The organism is Mycobacterium colombiense CECT 3035 (assembly GCF_002105755.1).
GTDB classification, from domain to species: domain Bacteria; phylum Actinomycetota; class Actinomycetes; order Mycobacteriales; family Mycobacteriaceae; genus Mycobacterium; species Mycobacterium colombiense.
Map to the genome: position 1 here is coordinate 453,193 of NZ_CP020821.1, position 19,708 is coordinate 472,900.

The 19,708-nt window shown below is 68.8% G+C and carries 15 protein-coding genes; 11 read left to right on the forward strand and 4 right to left on the reverse strand.

The window, feature by feature from the left end; translation table 11 throughout:
* The first annotated feature begins 3 nt into the window (after nucleotides 1-3).
* The gene (locus tag B9D87_RS02425; protein ID WP_007774526.1) at nucleotides 4-390 is read left to right on the forward strand and encodes a DUF1304 domain-containing protein; all 387 of its coding nucleotides are present in this window, start codon (nucleotides 4-6) and stop codon (nucleotides 388-390) included.
* A gap of 128 nt (nucleotides 391-518) precedes the next feature.
* Nucleotides 519-1,211: a hypothetical protein gene (locus tag B9D87_RS02430; RefSeq protein ID WP_040631391.1), complete on the forward strand. Its 693-nt coding sequence runs from the start codon at nucleotides 519-521 to the stop codon at nucleotides 1,209-1,211.
* A 63-nt stretch (nucleotides 1,212-1,274) separates the two neighbouring features.
* Here B9D87_RS02430 and car read toward each other — a convergent pair whose 3' ends face one another.
* Nucleotides 1,275-4,787, reverse strand: a complete 3,513-nt coding sequence (car, locus tag B9D87_RS02435; RefSeq protein ID WP_007774522.1) for a carboxylic acid reductase — start codon at nucleotides 4,785-4,787, stop codon at nucleotides 1,275-1,277.
* Between the two features lie 152 nt (nucleotides 4,788-4,939).
* The gene (gene gabT, locus B9D87_RS02440) at nucleotides 4,940-6,280 is read right to left on the reverse strand and encodes a 4-aminobutyrate--2-oxoglutarate transaminase (protein WP_007774517.1); all 1,341 of its coding nucleotides are present in this window, start codon (nucleotides 6,278-6,280) and stop codon (nucleotides 4,940-4,942) included.
* Nucleotides 6,281-6,501: 221 nt separating this feature from the next.
* Here gabT and yajC point away from each other — a divergent pair, with 221 nt between their 5' ends.
* The 7 genes from yajC (at nucleotide 6,502) to B9D87_RS02470 (ending at nucleotide 14,800) form a co-directional block, all read left to right on the forward strand.
* Complete coding sequence (gene yajC, locus B9D87_RS02445; protein ID WP_007774510.1) at nucleotides 6,502-6,828, forward strand: preprotein translocase subunit YajC; 327 nt, start codon at nucleotides 6,502-6,504, stop codon at nucleotides 6,826-6,828.
* A 104-nt stretch (nucleotides 6,829-6,932) separates the two neighbouring features.
* Nucleotides 6,933-7,088 (forward strand): hypothetical protein, encoded by a 156-nt coding sequence (locus B9D87_RS27295; protein ID WP_254425549.1) that lies wholly within the window; start codon nucleotides 6,933-6,935, stop codon nucleotides 7,086-7,088.
* Complete coding sequence (secD, locus tag B9D87_RS02450) at nucleotides 7,061-8,785, forward strand: protein translocase subunit SecD (protein WP_254425572.1); 1,725 nt, start codon at nucleotides 7,061-7,063, stop codon at nucleotides 8,783-8,785. The genes B9D87_RS27295 and secD overlap by 28 nt, the downstream gene beginning before the upstream one ends.
* Nucleotides 8,786-8,788: 3 nt before the next feature.
* Nucleotides 8,789-10,060 (forward strand): protein translocase subunit SecF, encoded by a 1,272-nt coding sequence (gene secF / locus B9D87_RS02455; protein ID WP_007774504.1) that lies wholly within the window; start codon nucleotides 8,789-8,791, stop codon nucleotides 10,058-10,060.
* A 4-nt stretch (nucleotides 10,061-10,064) separates the two neighbouring features.
* Complete coding sequence (locus B9D87_RS02460; protein WP_040631389.1) at nucleotides 10,065-11,771, forward strand: ABC transporter substrate-binding protein; 1,707 nt, start codon at nucleotides 10,065-10,067, stop codon at nucleotides 11,769-11,771.
* A gap of 7 nt (nucleotides 11,772-11,778) precedes the next feature.
* Complete coding sequence (locus B9D87_RS02465; RefSeq protein WP_007774497.1) at nucleotides 11,779-12,321, forward strand: adenine phosphoribosyltransferase; 543 nt, start codon at nucleotides 11,779-11,781, stop codon at nucleotides 12,319-12,321.
* A gap of 100 nt (nucleotides 12,322-12,421) precedes the next feature.
* Complete coding sequence (locus B9D87_RS02470; RefSeq protein ID WP_007774495.1) at nucleotides 12,422-14,800, forward strand: RelA/SpoT family protein; 2,379 nt, start codon at nucleotides 12,422-12,424, stop codon at nucleotides 14,798-14,800.
* Here B9D87_RS02470 and B9D87_RS27770 read toward each other — a convergent pair.
* Nucleotides 14,797-16,551, reverse strand: a complete 1,755-nt coding sequence (locus tag B9D87_RS27770) for a protein kinase domain-containing protein (RefSeq protein ID WP_437340116.1) — start codon at nucleotides 16,549-16,551, stop codon at nucleotides 14,797-14,799. The genes B9D87_RS02470 and B9D87_RS27770 overlap by 4 nt on opposite strands.
* Before the next feature lie 176 nt (nucleotides 16,552-16,727).
* Entirely contained in the window at nucleotides 16,728-17,621 is an 894-nt protein-coding gene (locus tag B9D87_RS02480; protein WP_007774491.1) for a peptidylprolyl isomerase, read from the reverse strand.
* A 114-nt stretch (nucleotides 17,622-17,735) separates the two neighbouring features.
* Here B9D87_RS02480 and B9D87_RS02485 point away from each other — a divergent pair, with 114 nt between their 5' ends.
* On the forward strand, nucleotides 17,736-18,392 hold the full coding sequence (locus B9D87_RS02485) for an MBL fold metallo-hydrolase (RefSeq protein WP_007774488.1): 657 nt from the start codon (nucleotides 17,736-17,738) through the stop codon (nucleotides 18,390-18,392).
* A 3-nt stretch (nucleotides 18,393-18,395) separates the two neighbouring features.
* Nucleotides 18,396-19,676: a histidine--tRNA ligase gene (gene hisS / locus B9D87_RS02490; protein ID WP_007774486.1), complete on the forward strand. Its 1,281-nt coding sequence runs from the start codon at nucleotides 18,396-18,398 to the stop codon at nucleotides 19,674-19,676.
* The last annotated feature ends 32 nt before the right edge of the window (nucleotides 19,677-19,708 follow it).

Sequence of the window (19,708 nt, forward strand, 5' to 3'; positions counted from 1 at the left end):
GCGATGATCGCCACCGCGTTGGTGTTCGCCGCACTGGCGGCGTTGCTACACGTCTACATCTTTGTGATCGAATCGTTGACCTGGACCTCCGAGCGCACCCGCGCCACCTTCGGCACCACCCCGGCCGAGGCGGAAACCACCAAGCTGCTCGCCTTCAACCAGGGCTTCTACAATTTGTTTCTCGCGATCGTCACCGGCGTGGGCATCGTCGCGGTTGCCTTGGGGCACACAGGGATTGGAGCGGCGCTGATCTTCGCGGGTGTCGGGTCGATGGCCGCGGCCGCGGTGGTGCTGATCGCGTCCGACCGCGAGAAGGCCCGCGCCGCCGCGACGCAGGGCACCTTCCCGGTGATCGCCATCGTTCTCCTGCTGCTCGGCCTTCAGCAGTAACACCAGTCCCAGCAGCCTCAAATGCCACTGCTACCGGTGGCTTTCGGCTTCCTCGTGGGTTAGTAGTGGAAGGCGCTGGGTAACCATCCCAGGCCGGAATTCAACCCGGTATTCAACGAGGGGATGTCATGAAATACGCAGAGGACGGCCGACCCCGCGGGCTGAGTATGCCGCGCTCGCGCGGCGCGGTCAGCGGATTGCTCCTGGTCATTTTGGGAGCTTGGGGGGCGTTAATACCGTTTGTTGGTCCGCACTTCAATTTCGCCTACACACCGGACCGGGACTGGGCATGGAGCACGGCCCGGGGCTGGCTGGAGGTGGCGCCCGGGGCGGCCACCGTGCTGGGCGGTTTGCTCCTGATCGTCGCGGGCAACCGGGTCGCCGCCATGCTGGGCGGCTGGCTGGCCGTGCTGGCCGGCGCCTGGTTCGTGGTGGGCGGCCAGTTCGCCCCATTGCTGGGGATCGGCTCGGCCGGTGATCCGATCGCCGCGACCGACCGCAAGCGCGCGGTGCTCGAGGTCACCTACTTCTCGGGCCTGGGCGCGCTGATCATCTTCGTGGGGGGCGTTGTGCTGGCGCGCACCGCCGTGCGCCTCGCCAAAGACGTGCATCCGGTGGCGGGCGAACCCGTCGCCGCGGCGCCGGGCGTTGAGCCCTACCGGGACTCGGTCTACGAGCCCGCCGAGGTGTCCTCGGGCGCGCTGACCAAGCCGCGGTCCGCGGCGGACCCCGAGCCGAAGCGGGGCTGGCGCAAGAACCGCGCCGGTGCCGGGGCCGGGGCCAACGCCGCGTACCTGCGCTGGCCGCATCCGCAGCAGTAGTTCGCACCTACCAATAGCAATCGCCCAGTCCCGCAACGGGACTGGGCGATTGCGTTGTTGCCGTTACAGCAGTCCGAGCAACTGCAGGTTGGTGATGTACTTGACGATCACCGGCGCCGACACGTGCGGAATGTCTTTGTCGGGGCCGATCTTCGCTTCCTGCACCGCCGCGCGGAACACATCGGTGGGTGCCATCGAGCCGTTGATCGGCTTTTCCGGCTTCTGGTAGTTGTGCAGCAGCGGCAGCAGTGAGTACTGACGTTGCCGATCCGGCAGGGCCCGCAGCGAGGTCTCGAACCGCCGCAGCCACTCGGAGTAATCCGGGATGCGCTCGATCGAGTACCCGGCCTCGACCAGCCAATCGATGTACTCGTCGAGTCCGATGCCGTCGTCGTAGGGGTTCATCACGTGGTAGGTCTGGAAACCGGTGTCGCTGTCGGTGATCTGGGTTCCCAGTGTCGAGATCGCCGCGGCGATGAACTCGACCGGCAGCCCGTCGTAGTGCGCCCGCTGCCGGTTGCCCTCGGCGTCGAGCTCGTAGAACGAACGCGGCGCGATACCGGTGGCCACCACGCTCAGCATCAGCCGGGTGAACATGTCGGGCAGGTTGAGCTGTCCGGCGTAGGTGGTGTCGGCCAGGATCATGTCGCAGCGGAACACCGAGACCGGCAGGCCGCACAGGTCGTGTGCCTCACGCAGCAACACCTCGCCGGCCCACTTGCTGTTGCCGTAGCCGTTGGCGTAGTTGTCGTTGATCTCGCGGGTGGCGCTGATCTGCCGGATGTCGGCGTTCTCGACGAACTTGCCGGGCTGGATCTGGTCGCCCACGCCGATCGTCGACACGTACGTGTACGGCTTTTGCTTGGACGTCAACGCGATGCGGATCAGCTCAGCGGTGCCCAGGGCGTTGGGCCCGAACAGCTCGCTGTAGGGCAGCACGTGGTTCACCAGCGCCGCCGGGTCGACGATGATGTCGACCGTGTCGGCCAGGCGCTGCCAGGTCTGCTGGTCGAGGCCCAGGTTGGCCTCGCCCTTGTCGCCCGCGATGACCTCGAGGTGATCAGCGGCCAACTCCTGGTAGTGCGCCAGCAGTGTCGGGTCGCCGCTGTCGAACGTCTTGTCCAGCCGGGCGCGCGCCTCCTCGTCGGAGCGGGCCCGCACCAGGGCGATGACCTTGCCGTCGACCATGTCCATCCGCTCGAGCCAGTCCAGCGCCAGGTAGCGGCCCAAAAATCCGGTCGCGCCGGTCAACAGCACGGTGCGCACCTCGGTCGACGGCTTCGGCAGGCTCGGCGCGCCGGCCAAAAGGGCCTCGTCGAGGAACTTGTCCAGCGTGAGGTCACCGGCGCGCACGGTGGTGGCGCCGCGTCCATGCACCGCGGCGAACGTCGGCCGCTTGGAGCCCTGCCGCTCGGCCTCGATGTAGGCGGCGATGGCCGCCAGGTCGTTGGCCGGGCTGACGATGACACCCACCGGGACGTCGACGTCGAAGATCTCGCGCAGCAGGTTGCCGAATGTCAACGCCGACAACGAGTCTCCACCCAGATCGGTGAAGTGGGCATCGCCGGACAGATCGCCGGTCGCGGCCCCCAGCATCGCGGCCGCAGCGCGGCTCACGGTCTGCAGCACCGGTGCCTGCGCGCCGCTGCGGCGCAGTTCGGCCAGCTCGTTGGCCTGACCCGCGGCCAGGTCGGCGTACATCTGCTCGAGACGCTCGCCGTAATGCTGCTTCAGCTTCGGCCACGCCAGCTTGCGGATCCCGGTCAGCAGGCCGTTTTCCAACGTGAACGGGGTGGTCTCGATGATGAAATCGCGCGGCACCTCGTAGGACTGCAGCCCCGTCTCTTTGGCGACCTTCTGCAGCGAGTCGGCGATCTTCGGCTTGAGGGCCTCGATGTCGTTGTCCGCCAAGGCCTCTTCGGTCGGCACCACGACGGCCAGCAGGTAGGGCTGGGCGCTGTTGCCGTAGACGTAGATCTGGCGGATCAGCGGGCTGTTGCCGAACACCGCTTCGAGCTTGGCCAGCGTCACGAACTCACCCTGGGCCAGCTTGAGCACGTTGTTGCGGCGGTCGACATACACCAGCCGGTCCGGAGCGATCTCGGCGAACACGTCACCGGTGCGGTAGTAGCCGTCGTCGTCGAAAACGCCGGCGGTGGTCTCGGCGCGCTTGTAGTAGCCGGGGAACATGTTCTCGGTCCGCAGCAACAGCTCACCGCGCGGGTACGGGCGGTCGGTGCTGAAGTAACCCAGGTCCGGAACGTCGACCAGCTTGTAGTCGATCACCGGCGGACGCTGAATCTCCCCGTCGAACAACACCATTCCGGCCTCGGTCGAGCCGTAGCCGTCCATCAGGTGCATCTGCAGCAGCGACTCGGCCCACTTCTTCAACTCCGGTGAGGTGGGCGCGGAGCCCGTCATGGCGAAGATGAACCGCCCGCCCAGCAGGTACTGACGCTGTTCTTCCAGCACCTCGGCCTCGACCGCCTCGCGGTCGGCCCCGTCGGTCAGGCGGCGCTCGACCTGGCGCTGGAATTCGCCGTACAGCGTCTCCCAGATCCGCGGGACGAAGTTCATCTCGGTGGGCCGCACCAACTCGAGGTCCTCGAGCAGGGTGGACAGGTCACTGCGGGCCGCGAAGTAGGCGGTGCCGCCATTGCCCAACGTGCCGTAGAGGATGCCGCGGCCCATGACGTGGCTCATCGGCATGAAGTTGAGGGTGATCGACGCGGCGCTCTCGCCGAACCAGTTCTTGCTGCCGCGCCGCCACATCTTGCCGACGTTGCTCTGCGGGTACATCGCGCCCTTGGGCGCGCCGGTGCTGCCGGAGGTGTAGATCAGCAGCGCGAGGGAGTCCTCGTCGGTCTGCTGCTCGGGCACCGGGGGCAGGTCCTTGCCGCGCCGCAACACGTCGGCGAGCTGCTCGACGACCACGCCGATGCCGGCCAGCCGGGCCACGGCGCTTTCCACGGCCTCGCGCTGGTCGTCGACCTCGGGCTGGTAGTCGAACACGACCAGCCTGCCGGGCACGTGGTCGCCGGCCAGGATCAGCTCCACGGCGTCGGGCAGCTGGTTGACGCTCGAGGCGATCAGGCTGGGTTCGGTCTCGGCCACGATCGGCTGCAGCGACGAGAGCGCCGCGCTGGTCTGCAGCGGCACCGACACGGCACCGATGGTGCCCAGCGCGATGTCGATGGTGGCGTAGTCGACGCTGTTGAAGCCCAGCACGCAGACGCGGTCGCCGGGGCTCACCGAGTCACTGGCCCAGGCCCGGCCGAGGGCCGAAACCCGTTGGCCGAGTTCGCCATACGTGACGGTCTCGAAGCGGGGGAGCAGCTCGGCAGACGTCCGTCCGGTCTTGGCGTCCTTGACGAACTCCACCACCCGCTGGCCCAGCGCCGGCCGGTCGGCGTAGCCGTCCAGCACGGTCCGGATGATCTGCGGCAGCCGCAGACCGGGCTGTTCGGTGGCGGCGGTGATCGCCGGGTCCGGTCGGGTGGCGGCGAACTGGGGGTCGGTGGCAACCAGGTGCTCGATGCGGCGGTCGAGTTCTTCGTCGTGAATGGCAGTCGACATAAACAGATCCCTTGCAAATGAAAGTTAGCGAGTCAATGTGCGCTGTCCGCGCTGACACATAGAACGTTAGCTAAAGTAACGGTATTCCACCACGATCCGGCCTTTGTGGCGTTTGTGAGATTGCCCACGCGGGGCGGGACGCTTCCCCAGTTCTAGAGGTCGCGCAGGAGCCCGCCGAGGATCTCGATGCCCTCGGCCAGTAGCTCGTCGCTGATGGTCAGCGGCGGCAGCAGCCGGATGATGTTGCCGTACATGCCACACGTCAGGACGATCACGCCGGCCGCGGCGGCCGCGACGGTCAGCTTCTGCGTCAGTTCCTTGTCGGGCTCGGCGGTTCCCGACTTCACCAGTTCGATGGCGATCATGGCGCCCCGACCGCGCACGTCGCCGATCCGGTCGTCGCCGGCCTGCAGGCGCAGCAGTGGCTCGGTGATCAGGCGTTCCAATTGCTGGGCCCTGGCGATCAACCCGTCGTTCTCGATCGTCTCGATGGTCGCCAACGCGGCCGCGCAAGCCAACGGGTTTCCGCCGAAGGTGCCACCCAAACCGCCGACGTGCGGCGCGTCCATGATCTGTGCCCGGCCGGTGACCGCCGACAGGGGCAGCCCGTCGGCGATGGCCTTGGCGGTGCAGATCAGGTCGGGCTCGATGCCCTCGTGCTCGCAGGCGAACATGGCGCCGGAGCGGGCGAACCCGGTTTGCACCTCGTCGGCGATGAACACCACGTCGTTCTTGTGGCACCACGCCAGCAGCGTGGGCAGGAAGCCCTCGGCCGGCACGATGAACCCGCCCTCACCCTGGATGGGCTCGATGAGGAGGGCGGCCAGGTTGTCCGCGCCGATCTGGCTGTCGATGACGTTGATGGTGCGCGCGGCGGCCTTTTCCCCGTCGGTGGCCAGCTCTTTGTCGATCAGCCCGTCCCGGTACGGATAGGACAGCGGCGCGCGGTAGACCTCCGGCGCGAACGGGCCGAAGCCGCTCTTGTAGGGGGCCGACTTGGCGGTCAGTGCCATGGTCAGGTTGGTGCGGCCGTGGTAGGCGTGGTTGAACGCCACCACGGCGGGCTTGCGGGTGTACGCGCGCGCGACCTTGATGGCATTCTCGACCGCCTCGGCGCCGGAGTTGAACAGCACCGAACGCTTCTCACCCGACCCCGGGGTGATCCGGTTGAGCGTCTCGGCGACGGCGACGTAGGACTCATACGGCGTCACCATGAAGCACGTGTGGGTGAACTCGGCCACCTGCGCGCGCACCGCGTCGACCACCCGGGGCGACGAGTTGCCGATGGTGGTCACCGCGATGCCGGAACCGAGGTCGATCAGCCGGTTGCCGTCGACGTCCTCGATGATGCCGCCGCCGGCGCGCTTCACGAAGACCGGCACCGACACGTTCACCGCGCGCGACACCGCCGCCGCCCGGCGTTTGGTCAGTTCCAGCGACGCCGGACCGGGGATCTCGGTGACCAGCTGGCGAGTCTGCTCGAGGCTGGCCACCACATAACTCCTCCCCGCGGCGCGCGTGTCACGTCGCATCAAAAGCCTATCGACCTTGGCGCCGGCGGGCACTCCGTGCACCGTGGCGGTCGGCCGTGACCCGCGGCCTGCCAGACTGAACGGGCACACTGGACCGTTACGAGGTGCGCGACGCTCGAGTCGTACCGGCACCCAGCCACCAGGAAAGCCCCGATAATTTACGACGAAAGACAGGCGCGTCCATGCAAAGTTTGATCCTGTTCCTGCCGTTCCTGCTCATCATGGGCGGGTTCATGTACTTGGCGTCGCGCCGCCAGAAGCGCGCGATGCAGGCCACCATCGACCTGCACGAGTCGCTGCGTCCGGGCGACCGGGTGCACACCACGTCGGGCCTTCAGGCCACCGTCGTCGCGATCACCGACGAAAACGTCGACCTGGAGATCTCACCCGGCGTGGTGACCACCTGGATGAAGCTCGCGATCCGCGACCGGATCCTGCCCGACGACGACGAAGACCTGGCCGACGGCGAGGACTCCGCCGACGAGGGCTCGATCAGCAAGGATCTCTGACGGGGATTCCGCTCCGTCCCTGGACCGCTTGCGCAACGGGCGAGTGGGGGCCACGTAGGCTCTGTCCGGGGTAACTAACCGATTCTCGAGGAGATAGAAGGAACGTGGCATCGTCTTCGGCGCCGGTGCACCCTGCCCGCTACCTGTCGGTCTTCTTGTTATTGCTCGTCGGCGTGTACCTGCTGGTGTTTCTCACCGGGGACAAGCGGGCCGCCCCAAGCTGGGTATCGACCTGCAGGGCGGCACCCGCGTCACGCTGACCGCGCGGACCCCGGACGGCTCCAAGCCCAGCCGTGAGGCGTTGGCGCAGGCCCAGCAGATCATCGGCGCCCGGGTCAACGGGCTTGGCGTCTCCGGTTCGGAGGTCGTCGTCGACGGCGACAACCTGATCATCACGGTTCCCGGGAACGACGGCAACGAGGCACGCAACCTGGGCCAGACCGCCCGCCTCTACATCCGGCCGGTGCTCAACTCGATGCCGGCCCAGAGCGCCGAGCCCAAGCCGCCGGCGCGCCAGCCCGCCGGCGGTCAGCCGGCTCCCGGTCAGCCGGCTCCCGGTCAGCCCGCTCCGGGCCAGCCCGCTCCGGGCCAGCCGGCTCCGGGTCAGCCCGCCCCCGCCCAGCCGGCCCCGCTCAGCCCGCTCCGGGCCACCCGGGCGCTCAGCCGCGGCCGTATCCGCAGGACCCGCCGCCGACGCCCAGCCCCGCACCGGCTCCCGCACCCGGCGCTCCCGCACCGGCGCCCGCACCCGGCGCGCCAGCGCCGGCGCCCGCACCCGGCGCACCGGCCGGCGAGGCCCGCCCGCCGAAGCGCCCGCGCCCCCGACCCGCGCAAGGAACTCGCCGAGCGCATCGCCGACGAGAAGAAGTGGCGCCAGAGCACCCGTCAGGGCATCCAGTTCCTCGCCCTGCAGTTCCAGGCGACGCGCTGCGACAAGGAAGACATCCTGGCCGGCAACGACGATCCCGCCCAGCCGCTGATCACCTGCTCGACCGACCACAAGGTCGCCTACCTGCTGGGCCCGTCGATCATCAGCGGTGACCAGATCCAGGACGCCAGCGCGAGCCAGAACCAGCGCGGCATCGGCTACGTCGTCGACCTGCAGTTCAAATCCGCGGCGGCCAACACCTGGGCCGACTTCACCGCCGCCCACATCGGTACCCAGACCGCATTCACCCTGGACTCGCAGGTCGTCAGCGCACCGATGATCCAGGAAGCCATTCCCGGCGGACGGACCCAGATCAGCGGCGGCGACCCGCCGTTCACCGCCGCCACCGCCAAGCAGCTGGCCAACGTCCTCAAATACGGCTCGCTGCCGCTGTCCTTCGAATCGTCGGAGGCCCAAACCGTCTCGGCGACACTGGGATTGACCTCGCTGCGGGCCGGACTGGTCGCGGGCGCGATCGGCCTGATCCTGGTGCTGCTGTACTCGCTGCTCTACTACCGGGTGCTGGGACTGCTCACGGCGCTGTCGCTGGGCGCTTCCGGGGCAATGATTTTCGCGATCCTGGTGATCCTGGGCCGCCAGATCAACTACACGCTGGACCTGGCCGGCATCGCGGGTCTGATCATCGGTATCGGCACCACCGCCGACTCGTTCGTCGTCTTCTTCGAGCGCATCAAAGACGAGATCCGCGAAGGCCGTTCGTTCCGATCGGCGGTGCCGCGAGGGTGGACGCGGGCCCGCAAGACGATCGTGTCGGGTAACGCCGTCACCTTCCTGGCCGCCGCGGTGCTCTACGCGCTGGCCATCGGCCAGGTGCGCGGATTCGCCTTCACGCTGGGCCTCACCACGGTCCTCGACATCGTGGTGGTGTTCCTGGTGACCTGGCCGCTGGTGTACCTGGCGTCCAAGTCCCCGACGCTGGCAAAGCCGGCCTACAACGGCCTGGGCGCCGTTCAGCGGGTCGCCCGCGAACGCCGGGCTTCGGCGCAGGTCAAGACGGGACGGGGATAACGCATGACTCCCTCCAAAGGCTCCAAAGACGCAACCGAGCTCACCGAAGCATCCGAGGGCGCAACCGAATTGACCGACAGCGGCGCCGCCGGGCAGCCGCACCACGGCTTCCTGTCGCGCCTCTACACCGGCACCGGCGCGTTCGAGGTGGTCGGCCGGCGCCGGTTGTGGTTCGGCATCAGCGGCGCGATCGTCGCCATCGCCGTGCTGTCCATCCTGTTGCGGGGCTTCACTTTCGGCATCGACTTCAACGGCGGCACGACGGTCTCGATGCCCGCCGCCGGGAAGGCCGGCACCGTGCAGACCTCGCAGGTGTCGGAGGTGTTCCGCAAGGCCCTCGGCAACGATCCGGAGTCGGTGGTCGTCGTCGGCAACGGCGCGGGCGCGACCGTGCAGATCCGCTCGGAAACGCTGACCAACGACCAGACCACGAAGCTGCGCAACGCGCTGTTCGACGCCTTCAAGCCCAAGGGCGCCGACGGTAAGCCCAGCAAGCAGGCCATCAGCGACGCCGCGGTCTCCGAGACCTGGGGCGACCAGATCACCGACAAGGCGCTGATCGCGCTCGCCGTCTTCCTGGTGCTGGTCGGCGTCTACATCATGATCCGCTACGAGCGGTACATGGCCGTCTCCGCGCTGACCACCATGGTTTTCGACCTGAGCGTCACCGCCGGGGTGTATTCGCTGGTCGGTTTCGAGGTCACGCCGGCCACCGTCATCGGGTTGCTGACGATCCTCGGTTTCTCGCTCTACGACACCGTCATCGTGTTCGACAAGGTCGAGGAGAACACCCACGGCTTCCAGCACACCACCCGGCGCACCTTTGCCGAGCAGGCCAACCTGGCGATCAACCAGACGTTCATGCGTTCCATCAACACCAGCCTGATCAGCGTGCTGCCGGTGCTGGCGCTGATGGTGGTGGCGGTGTGGCTGCTGGGTGTCGGCACGCTGAAGGACCTGGCGCTGGTGCAGCTGGTCGGCATCCTGGTCGGCACCTACTCGTCGATCTTCTTCGCCACCCCGCTGCTGGTCACGCTGCGCGAGCGCACCGAGCTGGTGCGCACCCACACCCGGCGCGTGATGCGGCGGCGCAGCCCCGGCTCGCGCGCGGCGGCCGAGACCGGCGACGACGAGGCCGACACCGCCGAGGAGACGGAAGAAGCGGCGGCCGCGCCGTCCAAGCCCGCGCCGAGCAAGCCGGCGCCGGGTGCGCGTCCCGTGCGGCCGACGGGGACCCGCCGTCCCACCGGCAAGCGGAACGTCGGCCGGCGGTAGGCCCATGGCCACCAGGTACCGGGGGACTCGGGCCGATCGTGGCGTGCTCATCGGCCGTCGGGCCCTCGCGGGATGGATCGGCGCCGGATTGGCGGTAGCGCTGGCGGCCGCGGCCACGCTGACCGCCTGCGCGGGCAGCGCCGCCTCCCAGATCGACTACGTCGTCGACGGCCCGCTGTCCACCTACAACACCAACACCGTCGCCGGCGCCGCCTCGGCCGGAGCGCAGGCGTTCGCCCGCACGCTCACCGGCTTCAGCTACCACGGCCCCGACGGGCAAACCGTCGCCGACCGCGACTTCGGCACCGTGTCGGTGGTCGGCGGCACGCCGCTGGTGCTGGACTACCAGATCGCCGACAACGCCGTCTACTCCGATGGCAAGCCGGTGACCTGCGACGACATCGTGCTCGCGTGGGCGGCCCAGTCCGGCAAGTTCCCCGACTTCCACGCCGCCACCCAGGCTGGCTACCTCGACATCGCCAACGTCGAATGCATGCCCGGGCAAAAGAAGGCCCGGGTGTCCTTCATCCCGGACCGCGGCGTCGTCGACTACGCCCAGCTGTTCACCGCGACCACGCTGATGCCGTCGCACGTCATCGCCGACCAACTCAACGTCGACGTGACCGCCGCCCTGCTCAGCAACAACGTGCCGCTGGTGCAGCAGATCGCGAGGCTGTGGAACACCATCTGGGACCTCAAGCCAGGCTTGAAGCCTGAGGAGATCCTCAAGCGTTTCCCGTCGTCGGGGCCGTACAAGATCGAGTCCGTGCTGGACGGCGGCGCGGTGGTGCTCGTCGCCAACGACCGGTGGTGGGGGCCCAAGGCCATCACCAAGCGGGTGACGGTGTGGTCGCAGGGGCCCGACATCCAGGACCGGGTCAACAGCCGCAGCGTCGACGTGGTCGACGTCGCCGCCGGGTCCTCGGGGGCGCTGACCACGCCGGACAACTACGAACGCTCCGACGGCCCGTCGGACGGGGTCGAACAGCTGATCTTCGCCCCGCAGGGGCCGCTGGCGGCGCCCAAGGCCCGGCGCGCGGTCGCGCTGTGCACGCCCCGCGATTCGCTGGCCAAGGACGCGGGGACACCGATCGCCAACTCGCGGCTGGACCCGGCCGGCGACGACGCCGTGTCGGCCGGTGACGGGGCCGCCGAGGCCGAACCGTTCAGCAAGGCCGATCCGGCCGCCGCGCGCACCGCGCTGGGCGGCGCGCCCCTGACCGTGCGGATCGGCTATCAGGGGCCCAACGCGCGGCTCGCGGTCAACGTCGGCGTCATCACCAAGGCGTGCGCCGCGGCGGGCGTCACCGTGACCGGCGTCATCCTGGACGGCCCGGGCCCGCAGGCGCTGCGGGACGGCAAGATCGACGCATTGCTGGCCAGCACCGGCGGCGCCACCGGCAGCGGGTCGACGGGGTCGTCGGCGCTCGACGCCTACACCCTGCACACCGGCAACGGCAACAACCTGTCCGGGTACTCGAATCCGCAGGTCGACAACGCCATCAGCGCGCTGGCCGTTTCGGCCGACGCCGCCGAGCGGGTCCGGCTGCTGACCGAAACCGCCCCGGTGCTGTGGGGCGACATGCCCACCCTGCCGCTGTACCGTCAGCAGCGCACGCTGCTGACCTCGAAGAAGATGTACGCGGTCGGCAAGAACCCGACGCGGTGGGGCGCGGGCTGGAACATGGACCGATGGGCGCTGATCCAGTGAGGCTCCGATGACGAACGCCGGCGAGCGCACGCCGGTGGCGGAGCTGATCGCGTCGCTGACGCGCAAGGTGGCCGATTTCCCCAAGCCCGGTATCCAGTTCAAGGACCTCACCCCGGTGTTCGCGGACGCGACGGCGATGACGGCGGTCACCGGCGCGTTGGCCGAGATCGCGTCCGGCGCGGATCTGGTGGCCGGCATCGAGGCCAGGGGCTTTCTGCTGGCCGCGGCCGTCGCCGACCGGCTGCAGACCGGCGTGCTGGCCATTCGCAAGGCCGGCAAGCTGCCGCCGCCGGTCCACGCCGAGCGCTACGAGCTGGAATATGGCAGCGCGACGCTGGAAATCCCCGCCGACGGCATGGACCTGCGCGGGCGCCGCATCACGATCATCGACGACGTGCTGGCCAGCGGCGGTACCCTGGCCGCGTCGGCGCGGCTGCTCGAGCGCGCCGGGGCTGACGTGCTGGCCGCGGCGGTGGTGTTCGAACTCGAAGCGCTGCGCGGCCGGGACGCGGTCGCGCCGCTGGCGGTACACAGCCTGACTTGCGAGTAGCCCTCTTGCCTCCGGCGACGATGCCCGTCGCGAAGCGGCGTGCGGAGGCGCCGGGCAATCGGATCGAGAGGAGATATCCTCGATTTCGGAGGTGACCAACGTGGCGGACGAAAACAGTGCGGCGCAAGCGCTCGACGCGCCCACCAAAGCCCCGGAGTCGCCGGCCATCACCCAGCCGATGGAGATTCCGGAGCCACCGGCCGAATCCCTGAAAACGTCCAGCAGCGCGTCGCGCCGGGTCCGGGCCAGGCTGGCCCGCCGGATGACGGCTCAGCGCAGCACGCTCAATCCGGTGCTCGAACCGCTGGTGGCGGTGCACCGGGAGATCTACCCGAAGGCTAACGTGTCGCTGCTGTCGCGCGCCTTCGAGGTCGCCGACCAGCGGCACGCCACCCAGCTACGGCATTCCGGCGACCCCTACATCACCCACCCGCTGGCCGTCGCGACCATTCTGGCCGAATTGGGCATGGACACCACGACTTTGGTGGCCGCGCTGCTGCACGACACCGTCGAGGACACCGGGTACACCCTGGATGCGTTGAGCGAGGAATTCGGTGAAGAGGTGGGCCATCTGGTCGACGGCGTCACCAAGCTGGACCGGGTGGTGCTGGGCAGCGCCGCCGAGGGCGAGACCATCCGCAAGATGATCACCGCGATGGCCCGCGACCCGCGGGTGCTGGTGATCAAGGTCGCCGACCGGCTGCACAACATGCGCACCATGCGCTTCCTGCCGCCGGAGAAACAGGCGCGCAAGGCCCGCGAGACGCTGGAAGTCATTGCCCCCCTTGCGCATCGGCTGGGTATGGCCAGCGTCAAGTGGGAGCTCGAGGACCTGTCGTTCGCCATCCTGCATCCCAAGAAGTACGAGGAGATCGTTCGGCTGGTCGCCGGGCGGGCGCCGTCGCGGGACACCTACCTGGCCAAGGTCCGCGCCGAGATCGTCAACACCCTGAGCGCATCCAAGATCAAGGCGACGGTGGAGGGCCGCCCCAAGCACTACTGGTCCATCTACCAGAAGATGATCGTCAAGGGCCGCGACTTCGACGACATCCACGACCTGGTCGGCATCCGCATCCTGTGCGACGAGATCCGCGACTGCTATGCCGCTGTCGGCGTGGTGCATTCGCTGTGGCAGCCGATGGCGGGGCGGTTCAAGGACTACATCGCCCAGCCGCGGTACGGCGTCTACCAGTCGCTGCACACCACCGTCGTGGGGCCGGAGGGCAAGCCGCTGGAGGTGCAGATCCGCACCCGTGACATGCACCGCACCGCCGAGTACGGCATCGCCGCGCACTGGCGCTACAAGGAAGCCAAGGGGCGCAACGGACTTCCGCATCCGCATGCCGCAGCCGAGATCGACGACATGGCGTGGATGCGTCAGCTGCTCGACTGGCAACGGGAGGCCGCGGACCCGGGTGAGTTCCTCGAGTCCCTGCGCTATGACCTTGCGGTACAAGAGATCTTCGTGTTCACCCCCAAGGGTGACGTGATCACCCTGCCCAACGGTTCGACGCCGGTGGACTTCGCGTACGCGGTGCACACCGAGGTCGGCCACCGCTGCATCGGCGCCCGGGTGAACGGGCGGCTGGTGGCGCTGGAGCGCAAGTTGGAAAACGGGGAAGTCGTCGAGGTGTTCACCTCCAAGGCGGCCAACGCCGGGCCGTCGCGCGACTGGCAGCAGTTCGTGGTCTCACCGCGCGCCAAGGCCAAGATCCGGCAGTGGTTCGCCAAGGAGCGCCGCGAGGAGGCGCTCGAATCCGGCAAGGACGCCATGGCCCGTGAGGTGCGTCGCGGCGGACTTCCGTTGCAGCGCTTGGTCAATGGCGAGACGCTGGCGGCGGTGGCGCGCGAACTGCACTACACCGACGTATCCGCGCTCTACACGGCGATCGGTGAGGGGCATGTGTCGGCCCGCCACGTCGTGCAGCGGCTGCTGGCCGAACTCGGCGGCATCGACCAGGCCGAGGAGGACCTCGCCGAAAGGTCCACGCCCACAACCATGCTGCGCCGTCCGCGCAGCAGCGACGACGTCGGCGTCTCGGTTCCGGGGGCCCCTGGCGTGCTGACCAAACTGGCGAAGTGCTGCACCCCGGTGCCCGGCGACCAGATCATGGGGTTCGTCACCCGCGGCGGTGGCGTGAGCGTGCACCGCACCGACTGCACCAACGCGGCCTCGCTGCAGCAGCAGTCCGAGCGCATCATCGAGGTGCACTGGGCGCCGTCGCCGTCGTCGGTGTTCCTGGTGGCCATCCAGGTCGAGGCGCTCGACCGGCACCGGCTGCTGTCGGACGTCACCCGGGTGCTGGCCGACGAGAAGGTCAACATCCTGTCCGCGTCGGTCACCACCTCCGGTGACCGAGTTGCGATCAGCCGCTTCACCTTTGAGATGGGCGACCCCAAGCATCTCGGCCACCTGCTCAACGTCGTGCGCAACGTCGAAGGCGTCTACGACGTGTACCGGGTCACGTCCGCCGCCTAGCTCAGTCGCACCGAGGTGATCTTGACCGGGTTGGTGGGCGCGCCGCTCTGACGATTGCCGGCGACGCCGGCCCGGGCGATCTTGTCCAGGGTCTCCAGCCCGGCCTGGTCGATGGTGCCCAGCACCGTGCTCTGCGGTTCCATCTCGGAATCTTTGAAGATCAAGGCGAATTGGCTGCCGTTGGTGTTGGGTCCCTCGGTGGCCATCACGATGGTGCCGCGCGGGTAGACCACCGTCGCGCGCAGCGCGGGGTCGTCGGGCTTGTACTGATCCGTGGGGTACTCGTCGCCGAATTCGTAACCGGGACCGCCCGATCCGTCCACCTCGGGGCCGCCGCACAACAGCGACCCGCCGTCCTGGGAGCTGATCAGCCGGGCGCACTGGGTGTTGTCGAAGAACTGCTGTTTGGCCAGGCTGACGAAGCTGTTCACCGCGCACGGGGATTCGGAATTGGCGAGCTGGATGGCGATGTCACCGACGTTGGTGGAGATGACGGCGCCGATCTGCGGGGGAGTGGTGGACACTTGGCCCGATGGCGGCGGGTTCACCGGTCGGGTGACGGAGTCGGGCACCGAACGGTATTGGCAGTTGGCGCCCAGGTCGGCCGGCGGCGCGAAGGCCGGCAGCGGCGGCACGGTCGCCGACGCACTGGAACCGGGGTTGGATCCGGTCCTGCCGGGCGCCCGGACCCGGGTCTGGGTGGACGCCGTCGCGCTGTCGGCCGAACCGTGGCTCTGGGCGACCAACGCGATGACCAACGCCGCCACCGCGGCCAGCGCCAGCGCGGATGCGCCGACGATGCCGACCAGCAAACGCCGCGAATGCGTTGGGCGGCCGGGCTGCAACCGCGGATCGGGTGCGCCGCCCGCCGGGGCGGCCGCGGGCCCGGCGGCGCCGCGCCCGGCGGCCCGACGCCGCAGCCGCGCCACCACCGACCAGCACCGCTCTGGCGGCCTCGGCGAGCTCGATGGCGGTCTGATACCGCTGTTCGGGGTCCTTGGCCATGCCGCGGGCGACGACGGCGTCGAAGCCCGGGGAACGCCGGGTGCGGTCGCGGACGGTCGCGGCGGCGGCGCGTTCAGGTGCGCGTTGAGCTGTTCTTCGAGGCTCTCTCCCGCGTAGGGGCGCTTGCCGGTCAAGCACTCGTGCAAGACGCAGGCCAGCGAGTAGACGTCGGCGCGGTGATCCGTTTTGCCTTTGAAGCGCTCGGGCGCCATGTACGCGACGGTGCCCATCGTGGCGCCCGTCTGGGTGAGTTGGGTATCGGCCTCCGTGCGGGCAAGGCCGAAGTCGATCAGATAGACGAAATTGTGTGCGGTGGTGACCAAGATGTTCATCGGTTTGATGTCGCGGTGGATCAACCCCGCCTGGCGGGCGCTGTCCAGCGCCGCCGCAACCTGCTCGATCACCGCGACCGTCTGCTCGGGGCTGAGGCGGTCGCCGTTTTCGTTGATGTACTGGGACAAGTGGCGGCCCTCGATCAGCCGCATGTCGACGTAGAGCCGGCCGTCGAGTTCGCCGAAGCCGTGGATGGGCACCACGTGCGGGTCGTTGAGGGCCGCCGCGATGCGGGCCTCTCGGCGGAAACGCTGCTGGAAGTCTTGATCCTCAGCCAGATGCGGCGGAAGCACTTTCAGGGCGACTACCCGGTCCGTGGTTGTGTCGTAGGCACGGTATACGCGTCCCATCCCGCCGCGCCCCAACAAGTCCAGGATTCGGTAATGACCGAATGAGTCCGGATCCAGATTCACCCAACGACCATAAGCTCTCCGGGCTGCGCGTCGGGCGAATCCCGCCGATCAGAGGGAGTTTCGGTCGATCCGGCGCTGTCCTGACGGGGCCGCACGCGCGCCGCGCTTGCGATCGACGCTGTGCTGATGGCGCCGACCCGCTGCGCCCGGCGCGCGCGCCGCGTTTGCGATCGACGCTAGTCGAGCTGCACGGAGGTGATGGTCACCGCGGTGGCGGGCGCCCCGTCTTCGCCGCCGCCGGCGACGCCGCCCTTGGCGATCTTGTCCAGGGTGGCCAGCCCGTCGGGCTGGATGGTGCCGAACACGGTGTACTGCGGTGGCAGCTGGGAGTCCTTGTACACCAAGAAGAATTGGCTGCCGTTGGTACCGGGCCCGGCGTTCGCCATGGCCAGGGTGCCGCGCGGATAGACGACGGGCTCCTGCGCCTTGGGGTCGTTCGGCGGGAACTGGTCGGTCGGGTATTCGTTGGCGAACTGATAGCCCGGGCCGCCGGTGCCCTCGCCCTTCGGGTCGCCGCACTGCAGGACGCCCAGGCCCTGCGAGGTGGTCAGCCGGTGGCACTTGGTGTTGTCGAAGTATTTCTGGCCGGCCAGGCTCGCGAAACTGTTGACGGTGCAAGGTGATTCGTTGTTCGCCAGCATCAGGCCGATGTGGCCCTGGTTGGTCACCATGCTGACGCTCACCTGGGCGGGATCGGTGGGCACCTTGCCGGTCCGCGGCGGCTTGACCTGCTTGGCCGCCGGCTCGGGTGAGGCCGGGTACTGACAGTTGGCGCCCACCTCGGCCGACGGCTTGAACGGCGGCAGCGGCGCGGTCTGACCCGGCTGGCCGGGCGCCGTCGTCTCCGGCGCGCTGCTGCTGGCGGTCGTGGACGCCGCGGTGTTGCTCTTGTGGTCGTCGTGCTTGGTGTTGACGATCGTGATCACCACCGCTGCGATCACGGCCACGGCCACGATCGAGCCGGCCGCGATCAGCACGATCCGGCGTGTCTTGGCTTGCTTCGCGCGCCGCTCCAGTTGGCGTTCGAGCTTGCGTTTGGCGTTGGCACGTCGCTGTTCGTTGGTCGGCACGGCCGCTATGCCTCCATGATTGGATCGGAGTCCCTTAACCGGGAGAGGTGCCAGCTCAGGCTAATGTGGGCGCCGCGACTGGTGTCAAGTGGGGCCCGTGGGAAACTGGGAACCGTGTTGATCACCGGATTTCCCGCCGGCATGTTGCAGTGCAACTGCTACGTGCTGGCCGAGCGGCCAGGAACGGACGCCGTCATCGTGGATCCGGGGCAGCGGGCGATGGGCCCGCTGCGCGACATCCTGGACAAGAACCGGCTCACACCGGCCGCGGTGCTGCTGACCCACGGGCACATCGACCACATGTGGTCGGCGCAGAAGGTGTCCGACACCTACGGTTGCCCGACCTACATCCATCCCGAGGACAGGTTCATGCTCACCGACCCGATCTACGGCCTGGGCCCGCGCCTGGCGCAGATGGTGGCGGGTGCCTTCTGGCGGGAGCCCAAGCAGGTCGTCGAGCTGGACCGTGACGGCGACAAGCTGGACCTGGGCAGTGTGGCCGTCAACGTCGATCACACGCCCGGGCACACGCGCGGGTCGGTGGTGTTCCGGGTGGCGTCCGATACCGACGTGGTGTTCACCGGTGACACGCTCTTCGAACGTGCGGTGGGGCGCACCGACCTGTTCGGCGGCAGCGGCCGGGACCTGCTGACCTCGATTGTGGACAAGCTCCTGGTGCTCGACGACACGACCGTGGTGCTGCCGGGACACGGCAACGCCACCACCATCGGCGCCGAACGGCGCCTCAACCCGTTCCTCGAAGGCCTGTAGCCCGTGAGCGAACTCTCCGCGTTTACGTCGTTTTCCGCGCCCAAGGGCGTGCCCGACTACGTCCCGCCGGAATCGGCGCAATTCGTCGCGGTGCGCGACGGCCTGCTCGGCGCCGCCCGGCGGGCCGGCTACGGCGACATCGAGCTGCCCATCTTCGAAGACACCGCCCTGTTCGCCCGTGGCGTGGGCGAGTCCACCGACGTGGTGTCCAAAGAGATGTACACGTTCGCCGACCGCGGCGATCGTTCGGTGACGCTGCGGCCCGAGGGGACCGCGGGCGTGGTGCGCGCCGTCATCGAGCACGGGCTGGACCGCGGCGCGCTGCCGGTCAAACTCTGTTACGCGGGGCCGTTTTTCCGCTACGAACGTCCGCAGGCGGGCCGCTATCGGCAGCTGCAGCAGGTCGGTGTGGAGGCGATCGGCGTCGACGACCCGGTCCTGGACGCCGAGGTGATCGCGATCGCCGACGCCGGCTTCCGCTCGCTCGGCCTGGACGGATTCCGCCTCGAGATCACCTCGCTGGGCGACGACAGCTGCCGGCCGCAGTATCGGGAACTGTTGCAGGAGTTCCTGTTTGCGCTCGATCTGGACGAGGAGACCCAGCGGCGCGCGCGGCTGAATCCACTTCGCGTGCTCGACGACAAGCGGCCCGAGGTGCGCGCCATGACGGCCGACGCTCCGGTGCTGCTCGATCATTTGTCCGATGCGGCCAAGCAGCACTTCGACACCGTGCTGGCGCACCTGGATGCGGTGGGGGTGCCCTACGTCATCAACCCCCGCATGGTGCGCGGGCTGGACTACTACACCAAGACGACGTTCGAGTTCGTACACGACGGCCTGGGTGCGCAGTCCGGCATCGGCGGCGGAGGCCGCTACGACGGCCTGATGCGCCAGCTCGGCGGACAAGACCTGTCCGGCATCGGGTTTGGGCTCGGCGTGGACCGAACGCTGCTGGCCCTGCGCGCGGAGGGCAAGAGCGCGGGGGAGACCGCGCGGTGCGAGGTGTTCGGCGTGCCGCTGAGCGAGCAGGCCAAGCTGCGGCTGGCGGTGCTGGCCGCGCAGCTGCGCGCCGCCGGTGTGCGCGTCGACCTGGCCTACGGCGACCGCGGGCTCAAAGGCGCCATGCGTGCGGCCGACCGCTCCGGGGCGCGGATCGCGCTGGTCCTCGGCGACCGCGACATCGAGGCCGGCGCCGTCGGGGTGAAGGATCTCGGGACCGGGGAGCAGGTCCCCGTCCAGCTGGACTCCGTCGTCGCCGAGGTGGTCGGGCGGCTCGGCCGATAGGGATTGTCGCCCGCCGCTGCTAGAATCGAACA